Source organism: Clostridium bowmanii, assembly GCF_018861315.1.
In the GTDB taxonomy this organism is placed as follows: Bacteria; Bacillota; Clostridia; order Clostridiales; family Clostridiaceae; genus Clostridium_AD; species Clostridium_AD bowmanii.
This window is the reverse complement of record NZ_JAHLDL010000006.1, coordinates 156457-179420: the sequence shown is the minus strand read 5'-3', so window position 1 is coordinate 179420 and position 22964 is coordinate 156457. Positions and strand designations below refer to the sequence as shown.

At 29.3% G+C, this 22964-nt stretch carries 24 protein-coding genes; 19 read left to right on the top strand and 5 right to left on the bottom strand.

The features are described from left to right. Positions 1–147 precede the first annotated feature (147 nt). Positions 148–1305 carry a zinc-binding metallopeptidase family protein gene (locus KPL51_RS06150; protein WP_216158499.1) on the bottom strand — a complete coding sequence of 386 codons (1158 nt, stop codon included), beginning with the start codon at positions 1303–1305 and terminating at the stop codon, positions 148–150. A 282-nt stretch (positions 1306–1587) separates the two neighbouring features. Between KPL51_RS06150 and KPL51_RS06145 the strand changes: the two genes are divergently transcribed. From KPL51_RS06145 to KPL51_RS06105, 9 genes are all read left to right on the top strand, one after another. Further along, positions 1588–1800 (top strand): sigma factor G inhibitor Gin, encoded by a 213-nt coding sequence (locus KPL51_RS06145; RefSeq protein WP_216158497.1) that lies wholly within the window; start codon positions 1588–1590, stop codon positions 1798–1800. Next, positions 1779–3227 carry an aminotransferase class I/II-fold pyridoxal phosphate-dependent enzyme gene (locus KPL51_RS06140; RefSeq protein ID WP_216158495.1) on the top strand — a complete coding sequence of 483 codons (1449 nt, stop codon included), beginning with the start codon at positions 1779–1781 and terminating at the stop codon, positions 3225–3227. The genes KPL51_RS06145 and KPL51_RS06140 overlap by 22 nt, the downstream gene beginning before the upstream one ends. 51 nt (positions 3228–3278) lie before the next feature. Continuing rightward, positions 3279–3899 carry a dTMP kinase gene (gene tmk, locus KPL51_RS06135; RefSeq protein WP_216158493.1) on the top strand — a complete coding sequence of 207 codons (621 nt, stop codon included), beginning with the start codon at positions 3279–3281 and terminating at the stop codon, positions 3897–3899. 13 nt (positions 3900–3912) lie between these two features. Then, complete coding sequence (gene darA / locus KPL51_RS06130) at positions 3913–4242, top strand: cyclic di-AMP receptor DarA (RefSeq protein ID WP_216158490.1); 330 nt, start codon at positions 3913–3915, stop codon at positions 4240–4242. A 57-nt stretch (positions 4243–4299) separates the two neighbouring features. Next, the gene (locus tag KPL51_RS06125; RefSeq protein ID WP_216158489.1) at positions 4300–5244 is read left to right on the top strand and encodes a DNA polymerase III subunit delta'; all 945 of its coding nucleotides are present in this window, start codon (positions 4300–4302) and stop codon (positions 5242–5244) included. Between the two features lies 1 nt (position 5245). After that, on the top strand, positions 5246–6163 hold the full coding sequence (locus tag KPL51_RS06120; protein WP_216158487.1) for a PSP1 domain-containing protein: 918 nt from the start codon (positions 5246–5248) through the stop codon (positions 6161–6163). 10 nt (positions 6164–6173) lie between these two features. Next, the gene (locus tag KPL51_RS06115; protein ID WP_216158485.1) at positions 6174–6377 is read left to right on the top strand and encodes a heavy-metal-associated domain-containing protein; all 204 of its coding nucleotides are present in this window, start codon (positions 6174–6176) and stop codon (positions 6375–6377) included. 174 nt (positions 6378–6551) lie between these two features. Beyond that, the gene (locus tag KPL51_RS06110; RefSeq protein ID WP_216158483.1) at positions 6552–6809 is read left to right on the top strand and encodes a YkuS family protein; all 258 of its coding nucleotides are present in this window, start codon (positions 6552–6554) and stop codon (positions 6807–6809) included. A 198-nt stretch (positions 6810–7007) separates the two neighbouring features. Then, the gene (locus KPL51_RS06105; protein WP_216158481.1) at positions 7008–7676 is read left to right on the top strand and encodes a LysM peptidoglycan-binding domain-containing protein; all 669 of its coding nucleotides are present in this window, start codon (positions 7008–7010) and stop codon (positions 7674–7676) included. Positions 7677–7734: 58 nt separating this feature from the next. Here the strand turns inward: KPL51_RS06105 and KPL51_RS06100 are convergent, their stop codons facing one another. Then, positions 7735–8391: a PIN domain-containing protein gene (locus tag KPL51_RS06100; protein ID WP_216158479.1), complete on the bottom strand. Its 657-nt coding sequence runs from the start codon at positions 8389–8391 to the stop codon at positions 7735–7737. A 201-nt stretch (positions 8392–8592) separates the two neighbouring features. On the opposite strand from KPL51_RS06100, the gene KPL51_RS06095 reads away from it, so the two are divergent. The 3 genes from KPL51_RS06095 (at position 8593) to KPL51_RS06085 (ending at position 11789) form a co-directional block, all read left to right on the top strand. Then, complete coding sequence (locus KPL51_RS06095; RefSeq protein WP_216158477.1) at positions 8593–9336, top strand: tRNA1(Val) (adenine(37)-N6)-methyltransferase; 744 nt, start codon at positions 8593–8595, stop codon at positions 9334–9336. Between the two features lie 197 nt (positions 9337–9533). After that, positions 9534–10376 carry a 16S rRNA (cytidine(1402)-2'-O)-methyltransferase gene (gene rsmI / locus KPL51_RS06090; RefSeq protein ID WP_216158475.1) on the top strand — a complete coding sequence of 281 codons (843 nt, stop codon included), beginning with the start codon at positions 9534–9536 and terminating at the stop codon, positions 10374–10376. 312 nt (positions 10377–10688) lie between these two features. Further along, entirely contained in the window at positions 10689–11789 is a 1101-nt protein-coding gene (locus KPL51_RS06085) for a C40 family peptidase (RefSeq protein ID WP_216158473.1), read from the top strand. Between the two features lie 160 nt (positions 11790–11949). Here the strand turns inward: KPL51_RS06085 and KPL51_RS06080 are convergent, their stop codons facing one another. Continuing rightward, complete coding sequence (locus KPL51_RS06080) at positions 11950–12195, bottom strand: AbrB/MazE/SpoVT family DNA-binding domain-containing protein (RefSeq protein WP_216158471.1); 246 nt, start codon at positions 12193–12195, stop codon at positions 11950–11952. Between the two features lie 673 nt (positions 12196–12868). On the opposite strand from KPL51_RS06080, the gene fsa reads away from it, so the two are divergent. After that, positions 12869–13513 (top strand): fructose-6-phosphate aldolase, encoded by a 645-nt coding sequence (gene fsa / locus KPL51_RS06075; protein WP_216158469.1) that lies wholly within the window; start codon positions 12869–12871, stop codon positions 13511–13513. Between the two features lie 366 nt (positions 13514–13879). Here the strand turns inward: fsa and KPL51_RS06070 are convergent, their stop codons facing one another. Beyond that, positions 13880–14524 (bottom strand): PspA/IM30 family protein, encoded by a 645-nt coding sequence (locus KPL51_RS06070; RefSeq protein WP_216158467.1) that lies wholly within the window; start codon positions 14522–14524, stop codon positions 13880–13882. Between the two features lie 301 nt (positions 14525–14825). On the opposite strand from KPL51_RS06070, the gene KPL51_RS06065 reads away from it, so the two are divergent. The 6 genes from KPL51_RS06065 to KPL51_RS06040 all read left to right on the top strand — a co-directional run bounded on the left by KPL51_RS06065 (position 14826) and on the right by KPL51_RS06040 (position 21984). Beyond that, on the top strand, positions 14826–15416 hold the full coding sequence (locus tag KPL51_RS06065; RefSeq protein ID WP_216158464.1) for a DUF1836 domain-containing protein: 591 nt from the start codon (positions 14826–14828) through the stop codon (positions 15414–15416). A gap of 714 nt (positions 15417–16130) precedes the next feature. Then, positions 16131–17075: a carbamate kinase gene (arcC, locus tag KPL51_RS06060; RefSeq protein WP_216158463.1), complete on the top strand. Its 945-nt coding sequence runs from the start codon at positions 16131–16133 to the stop codon at positions 17073–17075. A gap of 28 nt (positions 17076–17103) precedes the next feature. Beyond that, positions 17104–18312: an arginine deiminase gene (arcA, locus tag KPL51_RS06055; protein WP_216158461.1), complete on the top strand. Its 1209-nt coding sequence runs from the start codon at positions 17104–17106 to the stop codon at positions 18310–18312. A gap of 42 nt (positions 18313–18354) precedes the next feature. Beyond that, on the top strand, positions 18355–19353 hold the full coding sequence (gene argF / locus KPL51_RS06050) for an ornithine carbamoyltransferase (RefSeq protein WP_244998016.1): 999 nt from the start codon (positions 18355–18357) through the stop codon (positions 19351–19353). 230 nt (positions 19354–19583) lie between these two features. Beyond that, entirely contained in the window at positions 19584–19790 is a 207-nt protein-coding gene (locus tag KPL51_RS06045) for a hypothetical protein (protein WP_216158459.1), read from the top strand. Between the two features lie 280 nt (positions 19791–20070). Beyond that, positions 20071–21984 carry an EAL domain-containing protein gene (locus KPL51_RS06040; protein WP_216158457.1) on the top strand — a complete coding sequence of 638 codons (1914 nt, stop codon included), beginning with the start codon at positions 20071–20073 and terminating at the stop codon, positions 21982–21984. A gap of 67 nt (positions 21985–22051) precedes the next feature. On the opposite strand, the gene ispF is transcribed toward KPL51_RS06040, so the two are convergent. Beyond that, complete coding sequence (gene ispF, locus KPL51_RS06035) at positions 22052–22519, bottom strand: 2-C-methyl-D-erythritol 2,4-cyclodiphosphate synthase (RefSeq protein WP_280526757.1); 468 nt, start codon at positions 22517–22519, stop codon at positions 22052–22054. Positions 22520–22964 lie beyond the last annotated feature (445 nt).

Genomic DNA, 22964 nt, shown 5'->3' with positions numbered 1-22964 from the left:
ATATCAGAAACATATTTATTAAAACATTAATTTCTATTGAACCGCCGTGTACCGAACGGTACGCACGGTGGTGTAAGAGGTCGGCTAATCAGATAATGATTAGCCTCCTACTTGATTTGCAAAATATTTATAGAACCTTATGTGTTTCTATTTTAATTCAAGCATAATTTCTTTTAATAAATCTTGTTTTTCAATAATGTCTAGGCCTGTTATAGCAAGAGCTTTAGCAGATTTTATTATGTTATTTTTACAAAGGTCCGTTTGAGTCTCTAGAGCAAATTTTGGCGATGGACAACTTATTGTTGCATCTTCTGTGATAGAGATAGAGGGATATATACATGGAGTAATATGGCTTATAGATCCTATTCCTAGGCCGTATCGTGCATTTTTGCAAGGAGCAATATCAATAACACCGCACTCCTTTAAGTTATGTGTAAATAATCTTGATAGCGATTTATTGCTTAGAAGTTCCTCAGAAGGTAGCTCAAAGAGACTAATATCTCCAATTATATTCATTGCTTTAGATAGTGACTCAGTAAAATCTCCAATAGATTTTTCTAATACTTTAGCCTCTCTTAGTGTATTAGCTGTCAAATTAAGAGTAACCTCTGATTGAGAAAATGAATTAGGGCATGATGAGGCATTCTTTATTGAAATAGTATCAATAGAACATCTGATATTTAAACCCTTTATCAATAGACTTAATGTATTAAGTATAAATAAATAAGTGTCTAAAGAAGAAAGGTTACTAAGTTCACTATTATTATTATTATTATTATTATTATTGTTTTGGTTATATTTAATTTTAATTGGAATTGTAGCCAAGGAGGTACCACTCTCAGCATTATTTATATCACAATGTGGTGCAATAATAATATCTATATCTTCTAAGCAATTTTCTTTTGTTAGTGATAGTTCAGCTCCATTAGAATACTCACCTGGGCACCCCAGTAGAATTACACTCCCTCCAATTTTTGATATTACTTTTGATAATCCTAATGCTGCCGCAGTAGAAATGCTAGCATTTACGTTATTACCAAAAATATGACCTACATTTTCTGTAGATGTATATTTGCATATATAACATATCTTTGGGTGACCATTTCCATATTGAGCATAAAAAGAAGTAGGAATATTACAGTAGTTTTCCTGTACTTTAAAATCATGCGATTTTAACATATTTATTATATAGGAACAACCCTTATATTCTTTATAACTGCTTTCTGGATTAGTATAAAGGTAGTATGATAAATTATATATATCTTGTTCTATGCTGCTTATGTAACTTATAATTTCTTGTTTCATATAATGAGCCCCTCTCGAAATTTCGTTATTATTTACATATTTAGTATAACCTAAGGTGCATAAATATATTGATAATAAGAAATAAAGTTTTAAAAGGTCAAATAACTATTTTTAATAGTATATTTCCAATTAAAATGTAAATAAATATATTCTTTTTTATTTTGTGGACAAAATAAGAAAGTGGACTTAGCTGAATAAAATATATTGTAAGAGGCTATACTTTAGGTAGTTTTAACGCCACTAAAGGGGACGATTTAAGTGAGCAATATTAAGGGGGAAATTATGAAAAAAGAAAAATGTATTATATGTAGAAAGCCTCTAAATGATGGTATAATAATAAATGGAAGAGGACTTTGTACTAATTGTGAAGAAAGAATTATAAAAGCAAAGGCGAATACGGATTTTTATGAATATTATAAGAACTGTATAAGGAAGACTTTGGTACAGTTTATACCAAGAGGAGTGACTAAGGATTGTCAAGACTACCACTTGTAGATGGAGTGTTAAAATATATAAAAGAAAAAAATGTCTCCTTTTGTATGCCGGGGCATAAAGGTGGGCTTGGTTTTATAGAAACGGTGCAAGGCAAGGAGCTTTATGAAAATTTTATAAAAGGAGATATTACTGAGGTTGATGGACTAGATAATCTACATCAAGCAGATGGAATAATAAAAGAATCTCAACAATTATTGAGTGAATACTATGGAAGTATTAAATCTTATTTTTTAGTGAATGGTAGTACCAGTGGCAATTTAGCTATGATTTTTTCGTCTTTTAATGAAGGCGACAAAATTATTGTGGAGAGAAATTGCCATCGTTCCATATTCAATGCCATTATTATGAGAAAACTAAGGCCAGTATACATTAAAAATAAAATTTTTTCGAAATATGATGCTCCGATGCCTTTAGATAAGGAGCATCTTTTTTATTTAATTAATGAAAATAAAGATGCAAAAGGAATTATGGTTACATACCCTAATTATTACGGCATATGCTTTGATTTACAATATGTAATTGATATGGCGAAAAAATTTGATATGAAGGTATTAGTGGATGCTGCTCATGGGGCACACTTTGATGCCTCAGACCTACTACCTAAAAGCCCTTTAAAAATGGGAGCAAATATGGTAGTTATGAGTGCACATAAAACACTACCTAGTCTAACACAAACAGCTTTTTTACATGTAGGAACGGGTATTAATATTAGTAAGGTAGATTTCTATGTAAGTGCTTTTTTAAGTACAAGTCCTTCTTATATGCTTTTATGTTCCATGGATTATGCAAGATTTTATATGGAGGAGTATGGTGAAAGTGATTATGAAAAGTTAATTAAGCTATGCCAAGTTTATAGAGGAAAAATTAATAGCTTAGAAAAATTTTACATATTAGGTATCGAGGATTTGCGAGAGATATTAGGAAATCATAATGAAGATATCAATAAATATACTATGGATTTAACAAGGTACATATTAAATGTACCTAAAGGATACAGCGGACATAAGTTATTAGAATATTTAAGACTAAATAAAATTCAAGCTGAAATGAGTGATAGTAGGAATGTGGTTTTAATATTTTCTCCATTTAATACGTCGCAAGATTTTAAAAAATTATACATAGCTCTCAAAGACTGTGATTTAGACACTTTAAAGCAGGAATATGTAGATTTAATAGATTATGGTATTCCTATAAGCATTATGTATCCATATGAAGTAATGGATAGAAAAAAAACTATGGTAGAAGTAAGCAATTCAGCAGGTAAAATAAGTGCTGTCGCAATAGTGCCTTATCCGCCAGGAATACCTATTGTAATGCCTGGAGAAAGGCTAGATGAGATTAGCATCGCTATCATAGAATATTACCTGAAGTGTAACGTAACGGTGCTTGGAATTAATGAGAGAAAAATAGCAACAGTAGAAAAATAGATATATATTATTGTTTTATATTAATATATATCTATAGGTGGAGGGGATTGCATGGAAAGAGGTCGTCTAATAACACTTGAAGGACCAGATGGGTCAGGAAAAACTACTCAAATAGAATTATTGGAAAAATATCTAAAGGAAATAGGTTATGAAGTGGTAAGAACAAGAGAACCTGGTGGAACAGAAATTAGTGAAAAAATAAGAGGAATAATCCTGGACAATGATAACTCTAATATGAGTTATATGTGTGAAGCATTACTTTATGCCGCTTCTCGCGCACAACTAGTTAGTGAGGTTATAAAACCAGCATTGAAATTAGGCAAAATTGTTATATGTGACCGGTTTGTTTATTCTTCAATGGTGTATCAAGGCATTGGTAGAGGTCTTGGAATGGAAAGAATTAAGGACATTAATGAAGCGGCACTGGATGGTCTTGAGGCGGATTTAATATTTATGATTACCATTCCATATGAAGAAGGATTAAGAAGAAAAAAAATGCAAGGGACATTAGATCGTTTAGAAAACAGTGGAAATGAGTTTCATAAAAAAGTTTTTGAAGGTTATTTAGACATTTGCAAGAAATATGATAAAATAGAAGTAATCAATGGTAATAGAAATGTAGATGAAATACATTTAGATATAATAAAGGCTATTAAAAAAATAAAATTATAAAGGATGGGATCGTATGAAATTAGTTATAGCAATAGTACAAGATGATGATGCAAGTGATTTAATTGAAGTGATAACGGATAAAGGTTTTAGGGTTACAAAGCTTGCAACTACAGGTGGGTTTTTAAAATCAGGAAATACAACATTACTACTAGGTGTAGAAAAAGAAAAGGTAGATGAAGTTTTAGTTATTATAAAGGAAGTATGTAAGGCAAGAAAGCAAATAGTAACTTCACCATCACCTGTAGCAGGATCCACAGGAGTATATATGCCGTTTCCTATTGAAGTGGACGCAGGTGGAGCAAATGTATTTGTAGTCGACGTAGATAAGTATATAAAGGTATAACGAATTATAAGCAAGTATATATAAATCTATACTTGCTTATATGTATGGAGGACTAAAATGAGTTTTGAAAGCATAATAGGCCACAATGGTATAAAGAATCAAATAAGTAAATCCATAAAATTAGATAAGTTATCACATGCTCATCTTTTAGTTGGAGAGGATGGAATAGGTAAGAGTAAACTCGCAAGGAACATAGGGTTCAAAATTTTAGGAAAGAATAAAGATATGCAATACGTTGATTTAGTGGAATGGCGCTTAGAAAAAAATAAAAGCACAATAGGTGTTAATTCTATAAGAACTTTAATTGAAGAAATTAATAAAAAACCCTATGAAGGTGATAAAAAAGTTGTAATTATTTATCATGCTGATAAAATGACAGTGCAAGCTCAGAATGCACTTTTAAAAACAGTTGAGGAACCACCTAATAATGTGACTATATTTTTATTATGTGAGAACCTTGAAATTATATTGGATACAATAAAATCAAGATGTCAAATACACAAGTTGAAGAACTTAAATGTAAATGAGATGGAAGAATTTTTAAAAATAAATTATTCTGGGTTACCTTTAGAGGAACTAAAAGTTGTTATAGCTTTTAGTGATGGTATACCTGGAAAAGCAGAAAAGTTTATGGTTGATACCAATTTTAAGGATATTAGAAAGATAACATTGGAAATATTACTACAACTTAATAGTGTGGGAACAGAAGAGTTAATAAAATATGAAAAGAAATTATCTGGTCAAAAAGAAAACTTTAAAGAAATATTAACTGCATTTCTTTCATATGTTAGGGATACTATAATATATAAAGAGATTGAAGAAGAAAATTTAATTATTAACATAGATAAGTTATTGAGTATAAAAGAATTAGCTAATACGTTTTCATTTAACAAATTAAATGGTATTATAAATATAATAAATGATACTAGAGAAAATTTAGATGGGAACGTTAACCCAGGGCTTACGTTCGAAGTAATGTTACTTAAAATGCAGGAGGTTTAAAATGGTTACGGTAATAGGAGTACGATTTAAAAAAGCTGGTAAAATATATTATTTTAGCCCAAACGATATAGATATACTAAAGGGCAATAAGGTTATTGTTGAAACAGTAAGAGGAATAGAATTTGGTGAATGTGTTATTGGCATAAAGGAAATAAAAGAAGAAGCCATAGTAGCTCCTCTTAAATGTGTTATCAGAAAAGCTACAGAGGTGGATGCAGAAAAAGATGCAGAAAATAAAAGAAAAGAAAAGGAAGCCTATGAGGTATGTTTAGATAAGATACACAAGCATGAGCTTGATATGAAACTCATTGATGTAGAGTATACTTTTGATAATAACAAAGTCATATTTTACTTTACAGCAGATGGAAGAGTTGATTTTAGAGAACTGGTAAAGGACTTAGCAGCTGTATTTAGAACGAGAATAGAACTTAGACAAATAGGTGTTAGAGATGAAGCAAAAATGATAGGTGGGCTTGGACCATGTGGTAGATCTATGTGCTGTTCTACTTTTTTAGGAGAATTTGCACCAGTGTCTATAAAAATGGCCAAAGAGCAAAATTTATCATTAAATCCTACAAAGATCTCAGGTATTTGCGGCAGACTTATGTGTTGTTTAAATTATGAACAGGATACTTATGAAAAAATAAGAAAAACACTACCTACAGTCGGGTCAATAGTAGATACACCTTATGGTAGATCACAAGTTATCGGAAATAGTGTTGTAAAAGAAGCTGTGAAAATTAAGATAAAACTTAATGGTAGTGATGAGGAAATAGTGGAGGTTAAAATTGAAGACCTAACATTAATATCTGGAAGCTATGAAGATGCTGTAGTAGTGGAGGATATTAAATTAAAATTAGAATTGGTTGAAAATGAAGGAGATTCATATATAATAAAAGAATTATTCAAAGATAACTAGGAGGATAGAGATGAGGTCAGTTATAAAAGTGTGCAATATGGGTACTTCAGATGATATTAGTAACATTAATGTAGCAATATCAAATAATCAAGGAGTTATTGCTTGCCAAATAAATAGCGAAACTAAAGAGATAGAAATAATATATGATGATTATTTCATTTCATTAGATAATCTAATTGAATCAATTGAAGATGCTGGGTTCGCAGTTATATAAATAAACAAATTTTAAATTTAATAGATTATTATAAATACCGAGTAGATAGTTTAAATAACTACTATTTGGTATTTTTTTATCTGGTTTTTTATTATATTAATGTAAAAGTATAATGGCGACATTTGAATACACTTTTTAAAATTGGAGATAATAACTTTGAAGGGAGTGTGAAATATGAAGAAAGTAGCAGTTCAAAATGGATTAACCGCAATTAGTGATTACTTATGTAAAGAAGGATATAAAGTTAAAGAATTTGATAATAGAAAAAAAAATGCAGGTAATTTTTTAAACAAGTATGATGCAGTTGTTGTTACAGGTGAAAATCAAAACGTTATGGGAATAGAGGATACTATCTCAAATACTTCAATTATTGATGCAACTGGAATGACAGCGGAGGAAGTTGTGCTACGAATAGAGAAAAGTAAAAAATAATATGATAGGAAATATTAGGAAATATAGAGATTGTTAACTTATATTTATGGGTTAACAATCTCATTTTTTACTAGGAATTATTCTAACATATATTGATAATATTATTTGAAACAAAAGAATTACGTGTATGAGATTTTTAAATTGTGTCAATAATTAAAATGTAAATAATTACTAATAAATATGAAAGGGGTTATAAATATGAAAATGAAAAAAGGAATAATTAGTGTTTCCACTATTGTTGTACTAATCTTAGGAGTATTTTTTGCTTTAAGGTTTATTGGAGGACGAGAGAATGCGACTAATATAAAAACACCAGCCGATAGTATAGTGAAAAGTGATAATTTAATACCAGAGGGTAATAATGAGGCATTAACAAATGAAGTAATAACAAAAAAAGTAATAACAAACGAAAATGAAGTCGAAAATATTCAAGGAAAAAGTAGTAATGAAATGGATTCAACTTATATAAATGACAAAACAGATGTTGGAATATATACTGTTAAAAAAGATGACACAGTGTTTAGTATAGTAGAAACATATATGCCTAGTCAGGATAAGATCAAAGTACTTGAATTTATTAAAAATAGAAATAGCATGGATGAAAAATATAAAATTGAAGTGGGGCAGAAGATAGTAATTCCTTACAAAAAATCAAATGAAACATCGAAAGAAACATCAAAAGCTGTAGTTGCAGATGATAATACTAGTAAGTATATGATTAAAAAACAAGATACTTTAACTTCAATTGCTAAAAATAATATGGCTACTTATAATGTAAAACAGGCCATAGAAATGTTAAAAGAAACAAATAAAATAACAGATGAGAATGCTATAAAAGAGGGTACACTTATCTATATACCTAAATAATAGCCATAAAAAAGAAGCATATTTTGAGAAATTCAAAATGGGCTTCTTTTTTAATTTGCTAAATCTTAAGTATTTTCATTTTACTACTTTCAGCAAAAATAAAGTCACCATCTAAAGTCAGTAAAAAATCTATATTATTAAATTCAGCAGTAGCTAGATGATAAGCATCATTTACAGACAATAAATTTTCACACATGAATTTTTTAACTAGAGAGATACATCCTTCAGTAATGTTAAGATATTTTATGTTTATAATTTTTTCAAGTTCAGATATTATTTCTACGGACTTATTGTAATAGATGTTCAATAGCTTTCTTCTCATGGAATTTTTTGAAATATTGTCAAAATATCTTTTATAGGGTATATGAATAAGTCTGTCTTCTTTTTTTTGCTTTAATATTTTTGTATCATGGCGGCTAAAGCTATTTATTATAGACTTAATGTTGTCAATTGAGTTATAGGGCCTAGTATTATTTATTTTGCACTCAATGTCGCTAACAAATAATTTGTAAAGTATTTGATTTAAAACCTCTGCGGATATGATACTAGTAGTGTAAAATTCCGAGCCACCTTCAGAAAGCTGTTTTAAGCAGGATAAACAATCACTATGCTTAATATCGTCATCATATATCAAGCTAAGTAAAAAAGACGCATCTAATAACACAGAATTTTTATTGAAGATTATATTTTTAAAAGGGTACAATATTAGTTCCATTTAAAACCTCATTAAAATCAATTATTATATAATATAATATATATTCAACAATAGCTAGTAATAGTAGTTTTATAAGCTAGGAATTATGAATTTATTAGTTTATAAATATGTACCCTCTTGATTTAGAAACAAAAATTGGGGTATACTTCTCTTAATGCTATTTATATAGTGAATGTAAATTACGTAGAAAGGGGATACATAATGGAGTTTTTAAGAGATGATGAGACTTTGGATGATCTTAATTTAAAGGATATCCAGGTTATTCAAAAGAAAGATGCTTTTCGATTTGGTATAGATGCAGTATTGCTTGCTAATTTTGCTAAAGTAAGAAGAAATGCTAAAGTTGTTGACTTATGTACTGGTACCGGTATAATTCCCTTCATATTAGCAGGTAAGACTTATGCAAGTGATATAATGGGTTTAGAAATTCAAGAAGAACTGGTTGACATGGCTAATCGCTGCGCTCAGTATAATAATTTAGAGCAAAAAATCAAATTTATATGTGGAGACTTAAAAAATACAGAACTTGTTAAAAGCATTCCAAAAGTAGATGTTGTTACGGTTAACCCACCATATAAGCTTCAAAATTCAGGACTTATAAATTTAAACGGTAAAAATGCTATAGCAAGACATGAGATTTGTTGCACGTTAGAAGACGTAATTATTGCAATTAGGATTATACTTAAGGATAGTGGAAGAGTATATATGGTACATAGACCAGATAGGCTAGTTGATATTTTATGCACCATGAGGAAGCATAAAATTGAGCCTAAACGTATAAGAATGGTGCATCCTAGTGTGAATAAGGCACCTAATATTGTTCTCATTGAAGGACAAAGAGATGGAGGAACCTTTTTAAAATGGGATACACCTCTCTACGTTCACACGTCGGATGGCGGATATACTCAGGAAATTAAAGATATGTACAATTCGGATAATATCTAATGATAGGTACAATTATTAAATTAGAACAGTTTAACGACATTTCAGAAGGAAAGTCTCCCGCTTCTATAAGTGGAAGTTACATGTCCTAATAAATAGAAAGCTTCAGTGGAAATATAAATCTCCTTCTGAAGTCGTTAATATTGCAGCTCCGCAGGAGATGATTTAATACAAATATTACATAGTAAAGGATGATAATAATGATAGGAAAATTATACTTAGTTCCAACTCCTATAGGAAATCTAAAGGATATTACCTTAAGAGCATTAGAAGTGCTACAAGATGTAGACATTATAGCAGCAGAGGATACAAGGCAAAGCTTAAAACTATTGAATCATTTTAATATAAAAAAAACACTTATAAGTTACCATCAACATAATGAACAAGGAAAAAGTGAAAACTTAATTGATCAGATTAAACAAGGTAAAAATATAGCTATAATTAGTGATGCTGGATCTCCCGGGATATCAGACCCTGGAAGTGTTATAGTTAAAAAGTGTATAGAGCAGAACATAAAATTTGAAGTATTGCCTGGAGCCACAGCAATCACTACTGCGCTTGTATATTCAGGCCTTGATACTACAAAATTTATATTTAGAGGCTTTTTACCTAGAGAGAAGAAAGAAAGAAAGCCTATTATTGATGATTTACTAAATAGAAGTGAAACTTTAATTTTCTATGAAGCACCTCATAGACTTGTAAGTACTTTAGAATTCTTATATGAGAATATTGGCAATAGGAAAATATCAATGTGCAGAGAACTTACAAAAATTTATGAAGAAATAATTAGGCTAACTTTAGAAGAGGCTATAGAATATTATAAAGAGAAAGCTCCAAGAGGAGAATATGTATTGGTAATTGAAGGTAAAAGTAAGGAAGAGATAGATAAAGATGAAAAAGCTAAATGGGAAATGCTAACTATAGAAGAACATATAGAAAGATACATAAGTGAAGGTATAAATAAAAAAGATGCTATGAAAAAAGTAGCAAAGGACAGAGGAATTCCTAAGTCAGAAATATACAAGCATTCATTAAATATTTAAACATATTTCAGGAGATACCCCCTTGTTTATGCAAGTGTGATTAAAAATTCCCTTTATAAATTCTTAGTATTGCACCGCACAAATCATTATTTAATCTCTAAAATGGTAAATTTATACATATTAATAAAAAAAACAATACATTTACACAAATTATTGTGAAATTACTTGTTTAAATATAGAAATATGTAAAAAAGTTTACAATTTAATCTATATTTTTCATTGAGGTTTGGCATAAAGTAGGTTATAATAAAATTGTTGATTTAAAAACAGCAAAAATGTATAATATTGAATTTGGATAAGGGGGAGATTAGATTGCGTAAAAAAATGATTTCATTGATAGTTACAATTGGATTAGTTACTACACTAAGTACACCGATATTTGCGGATCCATTATCAGATAAGCTTAATAATCAAAAGAGTCAGCTTGAGGAGCAAAAGAGCGCATATAAAAAAGCACAAAGTGTGGTTGACAATATAGAGATTTCTATTGAAAAAATGGATGCAGACATAGAAAAGATTTTCGCAGATGTACATAAAACAGAAGTTAAAATAGGTGAAACGCAGCAAGAAATAGAAAAAACAAAAAAGAGTATACAGGTCGCAGAAGCTAATATTAAAGAAGAGGAAGATTTATTTAATAAGAGAATGCGAAGCATGTATATGAATGGTGTGGATAGTTATTTAGAAGTTTTATTGGACTCAGAGGGAGTAGAAGATCTTATTTCAAGAGTTGAGAATATTAAAAAGATCGTGGAATATGATAATAAAATCATTGGAGAATTAACAGTTAAAAAAAGTAAAATTGAAGATCAAAAGGTAGCACTTGATGCTGAAAAAGATAAGCTAGTCGTTTTGAAAACTGATAATGAAAGTAAAATAGACAAGCTTAAAGCAAAAAAAGCAGAACAAAATGTATTAGTTATAGAAGCTACAAAGCAAGAGCAATTATACTCTAGCAAGATTGGTGATGCAGAGGCAATTGTAAATTCTACTATGAAGCAAATACAAACAATAAGAAATAATGCTCCTAAGTATACTCCATCTAGAGGATCATCATCACTTAGTTCAAGTTCAGTAGTGGCTTATGCAAGTAATTTCTTAGGGACACCATATGTTTGGGGTGCAGCAGGTCCTCAATATTTTGATTGTTCTGGTTTTATGCAATATGTATATGCTCATTTCGGAGTTGATATAAGTAGAACTACTTATACACAGATAAATGATGGAACATACGTAGCTAGAGAAAATTTACAAGCAGGAGATTTAATTTTCTTTGGTTCAGAATCAGATCCTCATCATGTTGGAATGTATGTAGGTAATAACTCGTATATTCACGCACCTCGTACTGGAGATGTGATTAAAATATCTGCATTAACAAGAAGTGATTATCTTACTGCAAGAAGAGTTAAATAATTTTGAACTTGGACAGGCTATTACAAATAGTCTGTTTTTTATTGTAAAAGAAGATCTTGAAATCTTAGTGTTTAGTAATATATGATTTTTAAAAACACTAATAAAAAGGAATCCTATAATTTATAGGATTCCTTTTTATTTATGTAAGTAATTATAAAACCTAATTTTCTTGTTTTAGTTGTTCTAAACAAGGCTTACATATGTTTTTACCTCTGTAGTTGACCACATCTCTTGCATCACCACAGAAAATACATGCTGGCTGATATTTTTTTAGAATAATTAGTTCGCCATCAACGTAAATTTCTAGAGCATCCTTTTCAGCGATATCTAGAGTTCTTCTAAGTTCTATTGGGATAACAATTCTTCCAAGTTCATCTACTCTTCTTACAACACCTGTTGATTTCATAATAATTCCTCCTTAGGGTAACAATTTCCGACATTCTAATATTGGAATATTAATAAATATGACGTATAAAGTCAAAATTTTTACTAGAACAATTTTATTAATATTACAAAATTAATAATTACTTCCATCTAAAGATAATATACTACCATATAATACAAATGTCAATATTTTTTAAAAAAAAATACAAATTTTTACTATACTTAGAAACTCTTTAAAATCAGTAAACAAGACTAAAATTATTCTATAAACCCATAAAATTCAATGGAAGAACCGCTTTTATATTGTAAAAATATATTGAAAGTAAAATAGTAATTTTATGGATATATACAATGATATAAATAATTATATGTCGAAGGCTTGTACTAATAAGTAAATATGTGAATCTCATATCTACATAAAAATAAAAATAAAATATAAATATTGAAAATATAGGGCTTTTTAAATATTAATAAGTACAAGTATAAATAAAAAAATAAAAAAATGGATTTTAAAAATAAATATTGTAAAAATAAAGGAAATTTATTTTTACAATTCATTAATAAAGAAAATCAATAAATATGTCTCTTAATATTAAATTAAAGGGCACAGACAAATTCTCTAATTCTAGTGTTTTCATATAAATAAAGTGTTATAGTTAGGTAGTAAACATATTTAAAATGAGGGAGAGAAAAACATGAAAATTTTCATTGATACTGCTAATGTAAACGAAATCAAAAAAGCTGCAGAATTAGGTATAATAGACGGAGTAACTACGAATCCATCTTTGATAGCAAGAGAAGGTCGAAATCTAAAAGAAGTAATAGAGGAGATATGTGCTATTGTTGATGGACCAATAAGTGCAGAAGTTATAAGTATGACTGCGAGCAAGATGGTTGAGGAAGGTAGGCAATTATCAAAACTTCATAAAAATGTGGTTGTTAAAATACCTATGTGCGAAGAAGGCCTAAAAGCAGTTAATATTCTATCAAAAGAAAATATTAAAACTAATGTTACCTTAATTTTTTCACCTCAACAAGCATTACTTGCTTCAAAAGCAGGGGCAAATTATGTAAGTCCTTTTATGGGAAGATTGGATGATGCAGGTACATCTAGCTCTCAAGTGATTTTAGACATAGCTCAAATTTTTAAAGGGTATAAAATAAATACGGAAATTATAGCTGCTAGTATTAGAAATCCTATACATATTTTAGAATGTGCAAAGGCAGGAGCTAATATAGCTACAATCCCCTACAAAATATTGATAGATATGATTAAGCATCCACTTACTGATAAAGGGATAGCTAAATTTTTAGCGGATTATAGTAATTCATTGAAATAACAGGGAAAACAAATAGCAGAAAAAGATAAAAATTGAAAGAAAAAAAGTAGTTTCATACTCTTTGTTCCACATAAGAATTAACAAGTTATACACAGTCCATAATGTACAATGTGGATAAAAAACTTGTCAGAATAGCTTTTAATATGTAAAACCCGCTAAATAGTGATCTTCAAAATAAATTAAATTGTCCACAGCTTCTGTTGATTAAATGTTAAAAACTGTGGACAACTTTATTATAATGTTCAAAATTTAGCTAATTGCAATATTATCTGTGGGTTAAATCAAAACTAATAAGAAAATATTTATAAAATTGTATAATATTGTTTATAAATAAGGATGACAAATTATTTGGGTTAATAACACTAATTACATGTATTTTTTTAGTTCATTATTTAAATCTATACAAGTAAGATTATTAATTTCGCTGCTTAACTCATTATCAAAACATAATTCTGTCAAAGCATCTACGAAGCATTCTTTTTTATTTATGCTTTTTTCTATGTTTGAAAGGGGGATATAATTATTTTTAGTTGAAATGTTACCAATGATTTCATTTATTTTTTTATGAGCATCAGCAGCATTGTATCTTGCAAAAGCGTCATTTCTATATATCTTTGTTTGATATACATTTTGTTCTAGTTCTCTTAGTTTTAATTTTAAAGCTTCACTCTTAGTATTTGCATTATTATAGCTCGTCTTTAACGAAGTAAAATATTTATCATTATCTAATTTTCTTTGGAGAATTTTTTTTGCAAGAACTTCATTACCTTTATTTAATGCAAGTTTAATTGTCTGGATATATTCATCAGATTCCTTAGATAAGCTTTCTATTCGTCTTTCAATTTCATGGTTATTACCTAAAATTTTAGCTGATGAAAGCCTAGCATCATTTAAGACACACTCCATATCCCTTATTTTTTGATCAAGCAATTCTAAGGGATTTTCAAATTCATCTAAAGTATTATTTATTTTAGATTTGAAAAGATAGGATAGTCTATTAAGAATTGTCATAGTTACCTCCTTATTTATCTGTTTTTATAAATGGTAGAAAATATATTAATAAAATTTAAATTTTAAAATAAAAAATTCATTTATAGTATTATGGTAATATATTTCGCTAGATATACTATAAGTTAAAAATACAATATTATATAAACCATAAGGTTAATTTTGTTTATGTACTTAAAGGAAAAAAATAAAATATAAAATAACTTGTAATAGGGTAATATATACCTTAATATAGATGTATATATCATATGGAGACTGATAAACATATTTTATTTAGGATAATAATTTTGGAAGGTGATAAATAGTGGATGAGGATAAATTTACTGTAGAAAATATAAATTTATTATCAAAAGAAATATCAGAAAACAGTATAATAACATATGAGGAGTTACCTCAGTATGACTTGTTTTTGTCTCAAGTTATTGATTACTTGAATGATAAATTTGAGGCTGATAATTATACTAATAATATAGTACAGAATTATATAAAAAGTGAAGTTATATCAAAACCTGAAGATAGTAAAAAAAGAGGATATACAAAATTACATCTTGCTCAGCTAGTATTACTTAGCTATATGAGGCCTATACTTACATCGGAAGAAATTAAAAAGGTTTTTAGATTAGCTTTTAATGAAATTAATGATAGAGATGATGACATTATTTCATGGGAAAATGCTTATAAAATTTTTTCTGATATGCAAAAAGAGAGTCTTGATGATTTTATAAAAAACAAGTTTTGTGATAAAGAAAAATTAGAAAAAATAATTGATGTACTAGATTTAAAAGAAAGCGATAAGGAAAGAATATCGGTGTTTTTAGTGGTAATGACATTAGTATCTCAAGCTAGTGCAATAAAAAAATTAGTGCAAAAAATCGTAAAAGACTATGAAACTTAAAATTTATAATTTATATAAAAAATAAAAGATCCTATAAAAATAGGAATCTTTTATTTTTTTTGTTATCTACAAGAACTATTTGAAGTATCTGATGTCATAATCTTAAAGGAATCTCCAAATATGCTGTTGGTATACATGATCTTCGTATCTTCAAAAACAAATGATGACTCATTATCTACTATAAAGTTTATTCCATTAACTGATTGTAGAATATCATCTTCTTGTTGTTCATCCAGAACAACTCCTAATATTGGACCACCTCAACCAAAGCCTTTTATAAGCAATCTAACTGAAGATTTACCCTTTTGCAAAAGCTGTTTCTTCAGAGCATTTTTAGTTATTTCATCAAAAGAAATATTCATAAATTGTCCTCCTTGTACCCGTTGGGGGTATACTATATTATTATTGTATGCTTTAAATATTATTATGTCAAACAAATTATATAATTATAAAAAAAGTTTTATAAAATTTATTCATTAAATGTATATATTTATACATTTAATATATAGTTTTATTCAATATTTAATAAGGTTATTAAGAATTTTAATAAGGTTATTAAGAATTTTAATAAATTAACAGGAAATGGGCAGAATACTTATGCAACTATTATGAAATTGCAATGGTTGACAAGGATTGTATAAGAGGATAGTATAAAAATATGGATAATTTAATGAATTGTAAAATTAGAAAAATAATAATGGGGGGGATTTAGTTATGAAAATAGTATTAGCATTAGGCGGAAATGCACTTCAATCAGATCCTAAAGACAAAAGCTCAGATGCGCAACTTAAGACTTGTAAGAGCACAGCTAAATCAATAGTTGATCTTATAGAAGAAGGCCATAGGATATCAATAGTTCATGGAAATGGGCCTCAAGTAGGGCAAATTGTTGCAGCAATAGAAGGTGCCCAAAAATTTGATGAGGGGAATGTATTATTTCCATTTGATGTATGTGGGGCCTTTTCACAAGGATATATAGGATATCATCTTCAAAATGCTATAGGTGAAGAATTAAGAAGCAGAAATATAGATAAGACTGTAGGGACTATAGTGACTCAAGTAGTTGTTGATAAAGACGATGAAGGATTTCAAAATCCAACTAAACCAATAGGTTCATTTTATACAAAAGAGGAAGCAGAAAAGTTACAAGCACAGCAGGGCTATATAATGAGAGAAGATGCAGGCCGAGGATATAGAAGAGTTGTAGCATCGCCAAAGCCAATTGATGTTATAGAGAAGAATTTAATAAAAGAATTAGTAGATATGGGAAATGTGGTTATATCTTGCGGTGGCGGTGGTATACCAGTTATTCGCCAAGATGGAATCGTTAAAGGGGTGGCGGCAGTTATAGATAAAGATTTTGCTGCTGAGAAACTTGCAGAAATACTAGATGCAGATGTGCTTCTAATATTGACAGGGGTAGATAGAGTTTGTGTAAACTATAATAAGCCAGACCAAAAGGAACTTACCCAAATAACTATTGATGAACTTAATAGTTATATTACTGAGGGCCAATTTGCTCCAGGAAGTATGCTTCCAAAGGTTGAGGCTTGTAAAAAATTTATAATGAATAATAAAGATAAAACAGCAATTATAGCATCATTGTCAAAAGCTAAAGAAGCATTAAAAGGGTTGTCAGGAACAAAAATAGTATATTAATTATTTTAAAGTTGGAGGGTAAAAGAAGATGGATAAGAAAAAAATAAATATATACTCAGAAATAGGAAATTTAAAAACCGTTCTTATACATAGACCTGGAGAAGAAATTGAAAATCTTATACCAGAGTATCTAGAAAGGCTTTTATTTGATGATATTCCATTTTTAAAGGTAGCTAGGCAAGAACATGACAATTTTGCTAAGATATTAAAAGAAAATGGTGTGGAAACCCTGTACCTTGAAGATTTAGCAGTAGAAGCAATAAAAGAACCTAAAGTTAAAGAACTATTTTTAGATGAGGTTATAGAAGAATGTGGTATAAATAAGACTGGAATTATAACATCTATAAAAGATTATTTATATTCATTGCCAGAAAGAGAAATGGTAGATAAGGTGATGGCAGGAATAAGAAAGAAAGAAATAGAACTTAAAGAACATTATGATGAATACCCATTTATAATGGATCCTATGCCGAATCTATATTTTACAAGGGATCCTTTTGCATGTATTGGAAATGGAATAAGTTTAAATTCTATGAAAACTAAAACTAGAAGACGGGAAACAATTTTTGGAAAATATATTTTTAAATATCACCCTGAGTTAAAAGATTCAGGTATTCCGTTGTGGTATGATAGGAATGAGGTATATAATATAGAAGGTGGAGATGAATTAATTTTATCAAAAGAAGTTATTGCAGTTGGACATAGCGAAAGAACTGATAAAGAAGCAGTTATAAATATGGCTAAAAACATATTTGAAAAAGGAGAGCATTTTAAAACAATATTGGTTTTTGATATCCCAAAAACTAGAGCGTTTATGCATCTAGATACTGTATTCACAATGATTGATTACGATAAATTTACTGTTCATCCAGGAATAGAAGGTACCTTAAAGGTTACAGCAATAAGCTACGATCACAAGAATAAAGAATTAATAAGCAGAGAAGAAGAAGGAAGTTTAGAAAAAATACTTTCCAATCATTTAAAAAAAGACATCACTTTGATACGTTGTGGTGGTGGAGATAAAGTTATATCAGGAAGAGAACAATGGAATGATGGATCTAATACATTAGCTATATCTCCTGGTAAGGTAATAACCTATGAGAGAAATTATGTTACTAACGAGATTTTAGATAAAAATAATATAACAGTACTTCAAATGCCTTCTGGTGAACTATCAAGAGGTAGGGGTGGCCCAAGATGTATGTCTATGCCATTCTATAGAGAGGATTTAATATAGTTATAAAAAATTAGAAGTAGAGACAGGAGAGGGGAATTTATTATGTTTAACTTAAGGAACAGAAATTTTTTAACACTTATGGATTTTTCACCAAAAGAGATTAATTATTTTCTTGATTTGGCTAGAGACCTAAAAAGAGCTAAATATTCAGGCACAGAGAGGCAAACATTAAAAGGTAAAAATATAGCACTTATATTTGAAAAAAGCTCCACAAGAACAAGGTGTGCTTTTGAAGTAGGTGCTCTAGACCAAGGAGCACATGTTACATATCTTGGACCTACAGGAACTCAGATTGGTAAAAAGGAATCTGTAGCAGATACGGCAAGAGTTCTTGGGAGAATGTATGATGGAATAGAATATAGAGGATATGGTCAAGAAGTAGTTGAAGAGCTAGCCAAATATGCAGGAGTACCTGTATGGAATGGATTAACAACGCAGGACCATCCAACACAAATTCTTGCAGACTTTTTAACAATACAAGAACATTTTACAAAACCACTAAACGAAATTAAATTTGTTTATGCTGGTGATGGAAGAAATAATATGGCAAATGCTCTTATGATAGGCGCTGCGAAGATGGGTATGGACTTTAGAATAGTTGCGCCAACTTCATTATTCCCTGAAGAAGCATTAGTTAGCAAATGTAGAGAAGTAGCTGTGACTACAGGAGCAAAAATAACTATTACGGGTGACGTAGCAAAGGGTGTATTGGATGCAGATGTTATATACACAGATGTTTGGGTATCAATGGGAGAACCAGATGAAGTTTGGCAGCAAAGGATTAGTGTATTAAAGCCATATCAAGTTAATAGTGAAATGATGAATTTGACACATAATAAGGATACCAAATTTATGCACTGTCTACCAGCATATCATGATTTGAAGACTGGTGTGGGTAGAGAAGTATTTGAAAAATTTGGAATGAATGGTGTTGAAGTTACAGATGAAGTATTTGAAAGTCGAGCTTCTATAGTATTTGATGAAGCTGAAAATAGAATGCATACTATAAAGGCAGTTATGGTGGCCACATTAGGAGATTAGTATGGCATCACCTCAGGTGATGATTTAAATGAAGAATTTGAATTATAAACAAGAAACTTTCGGATTAACTCTGAAAGTTTCTTGTTTTATATTTTATATACTCTATTCACATGGGCTATAAAAAATATATATGTGAATATATTAAAGTTTGCAATATTTTTAGCATAAACATCTGTATATAATAATATTTATTAATTTATAGCTAATAAATATAAAAGGGGTAGATGTAAATGCTAAATAAGATACCATTACTAATTTATGATCTTTTTGGAGACAAGGTAGAGGTTATGAATTATACGAAAGTTTACTTCCAAAATAAAAATGTTGAGGGGTATGTACTTCATGTAGAGCAACATGATAGAATTACATCTATAAATGAGTTTGACATAGAAAAGAGAGAAGATAAGTATTATTGTACTAGAAAGTTATTTAGTTAACTAAAATTCAAACATAGTTTTTAACAGGAAATTATTGAATCATACAGGCTTTATAATTATTAAAACTTGTGTGATTTTTTATGCTTGTAGTAATATAATATATTTGTAGTATAATCAAATAATGATGACTATATTTTAGCTTGCTAAATAGAGAACATTATCTAAAAAAAGTTTAAAATTTACGAGAATACATGTAAAATGAAATAAGTCTGGAGATAGGTATGTTTATCTATATTATAAATAGCAGAATAATAACAATAATTGATACAGGGGGTAAAATATGCTAAGCCAGCAAGAGAAGATAATGGTTTTAGAAAATTTTTCGAAGGAAAATCAACCTATAGAAATAATAAATGAATTAAACGATGGAGAATCTGGTGCAGCAGTCTATACTGTAGAATTTGGTGAGTCTCGAAAACTCGGAGTCTTAAAGATTCAGGAAATGAATGAAAGCGGATTACATAATAAAGCATTTTTACAATCAAGAGAGAATTGTGTTGAAGGGTATATACCTAAGATTATTGATGAAGTAGAAATTAAGTGTCAAAATGATTTAAGAAGATTTGGTGTGCTATATGAACTGGGAGGAGACAATGTACTTGGAATTAAAACTCTAAAATATTCATTGGAAAATGAATTGGCGTTAGTTAAGCAAACCTCAGAACAGGTAGCTAAATTTTTATATACTTGGAATAAACCACATACTTCAGAAATTAAATCTCCTATTGATATAATGAAAACATCTCTAGGTTATAGATTTATGGATGAGAAACAAACAAAGGCATTTGAAACATTAATGATTGATGAAGATAAAAAATGGTTAGTTATCGATGGAGTTGATAAATTTTTCCCTAATCCATACAAATTCTTTACAGATGCAGAGGTTTGGGATGGTAAGGAGATAAAGTATTTACATTCTTGTATACATGGTGATTTTCATGGAGGAAATATAATCGTTTCAGTGAAAAAACCCTCTATTATTGATTTTGGAAGTTACCAAATTCATAGTAATATTTTTTATGATACCAGATATTTAGAATTACATTCACTAATGGATTATTTAAAATTTGACAATAATAAACAAAGAAAATTTTGGATTAGTTTGTGTGAGGAATTAACTAAAAATGTAAAGTATGTTGATATACCTGACGGAGATGGGGCCAGTATACTTAGAGATATAATACCTGAATTAAGGCATGGAATAGATTATTTGCTTTCGGATTCTAGAAATAAACTATATGAGCCATCTTTTTATTTAGCTGGAGTTGCTGCAGGATTAAATTTCATTCGTAAAACAAAGGATGAAAATAAAAGACTGGCAGCAATGATATACACAATGTATAATTTAAGAGCTGTTTTAAAGCATGAACTTATAGATCTATATAATCCTAGTCTATCCTCATGTGCAAGTTTTCAATGGTTTTTAGATGAAACCTCAATAAGTGAATATTTAGATAAGGAATCAATATATAAGATTGATCAAAAGGCTTACCATATTTCAGGTATAATAAAAAATAAATCTATAGAGCTTACGGTGGAGCCTATTATAAACTTAAACACTGGCAAGGTTAACTCATTGGAAATATTAGTTAGGGATTCAAGATTAGAATTTTTCCCAGATGAGATGTTTGAAAAAGCTAGGCTTACTGGTGACTTAGAAAAGCTTACATTGCTTGCTTGCGATAAATTGTGCAATTATATAGATAAATTGAGGCCGTTTGTTGAAGGAGGGTTATTTTTTAAACTTCAATCAGATACAACAAGGCATACCATTAAAAAAGTTATAAAAAAACTACAGGGTACAAATTTAGTTTTAGAAATCACTCAACGTATACCAAGAAGTGCATTTTGGAGGAATTTTGCCAAGGAACTAAAATTTAAACTAGCAATGGAAAATTATGGAGAAGGAAATTCTAATATGGTGGAGCTAATAAAGATGAAGCCACATTTCATAAAAATTTCTCAACAAATTGTTAGAGATGTTCATAAAGACGAAATAAAAGCATTAATGGTAGAACATATGGTTAAAATGGCTATAAAAACTGACATGAAAATTATAGCTGAGGGAATAAGAACTTTGGAAGAAAAGAAAAAGTTAATAGAGCTAGGAGTTTCATATGGTCAGGGTACATATTTTTCTTCTGCCATGCTAATTGACCATGCAGACTATGAAATTTGGGAAAGAGGATTTTAATGAGTTAAGGACATTTCTTCATATGAAATGTCCTTAGTTTTTATTCTTTATACACTGTTATAGAAATTTATTTTAAAAGACATATGGCATTAGAAGAAATTCCTTCTAGTCTACCGGTAAAACCAAGACCTTCTTCGGTGGTAGCTTTAATATTAACTTTATCTATAGGCAATTGTAATGCAGTTGCAATATTTTTCACCATATAGGGAATATGTGGTGCCATCTTAGGGCTTTGTGCAATTATTGTAGCATCAATATTTTCAATTATATATTCACTGTCTTTAATTAAACTGCCTACATGTTTAAGTAAGACAATGCTAGAGACTCCTTTATATTTAGAGTCAGTATCAGGGAAATGCTTCCCAATGTCTCCAAGAGCTGCAGCACCGAGTAGAGCATCCATAATAGCATGAATAAGAACATCCGCATCTGAATGCCCCAATAATCCAGTTTCATTAGGTATGTTTACTCCGCCAAGGACTAAACTTCTTCCCTTAACTAATTTATGAACATCGTATCCCATTCCAATTCTCAAGCAAATTACCTCTTTTCAATTTAATTTGTTACTATTGTAGTACTTCAGCTAATGATTTTAATATAGCATTTTCTAAGAAGGTAATCAAGAAGTTTATAATCATTTAAATATGACATAATTTCATCCATGCCTGGTGAGTACCAATATGAGGTCTATGAGTGTAAGGTGGTAAAACTAGAAGAAATATCTGTTTTGATAATACAGAAGGCTCACAAACCACATTTGTGATGTGCAAACCTATAAGTGTAGCCACTCATAGGCTTATAGTAAAAGGTAAAATCACAGAAAAGTAGATAAAAAGTTATCAACATGTTATCAACAAAACTGTGGATAGTGTGGATAACTTTAAAATAATATTTTGAATAAATTTATTTAAAAGGCATATGTTTACATTGAATTTTTAAAAATATCTGCAATTAATACTAATAATCAGTCACAAAGACCA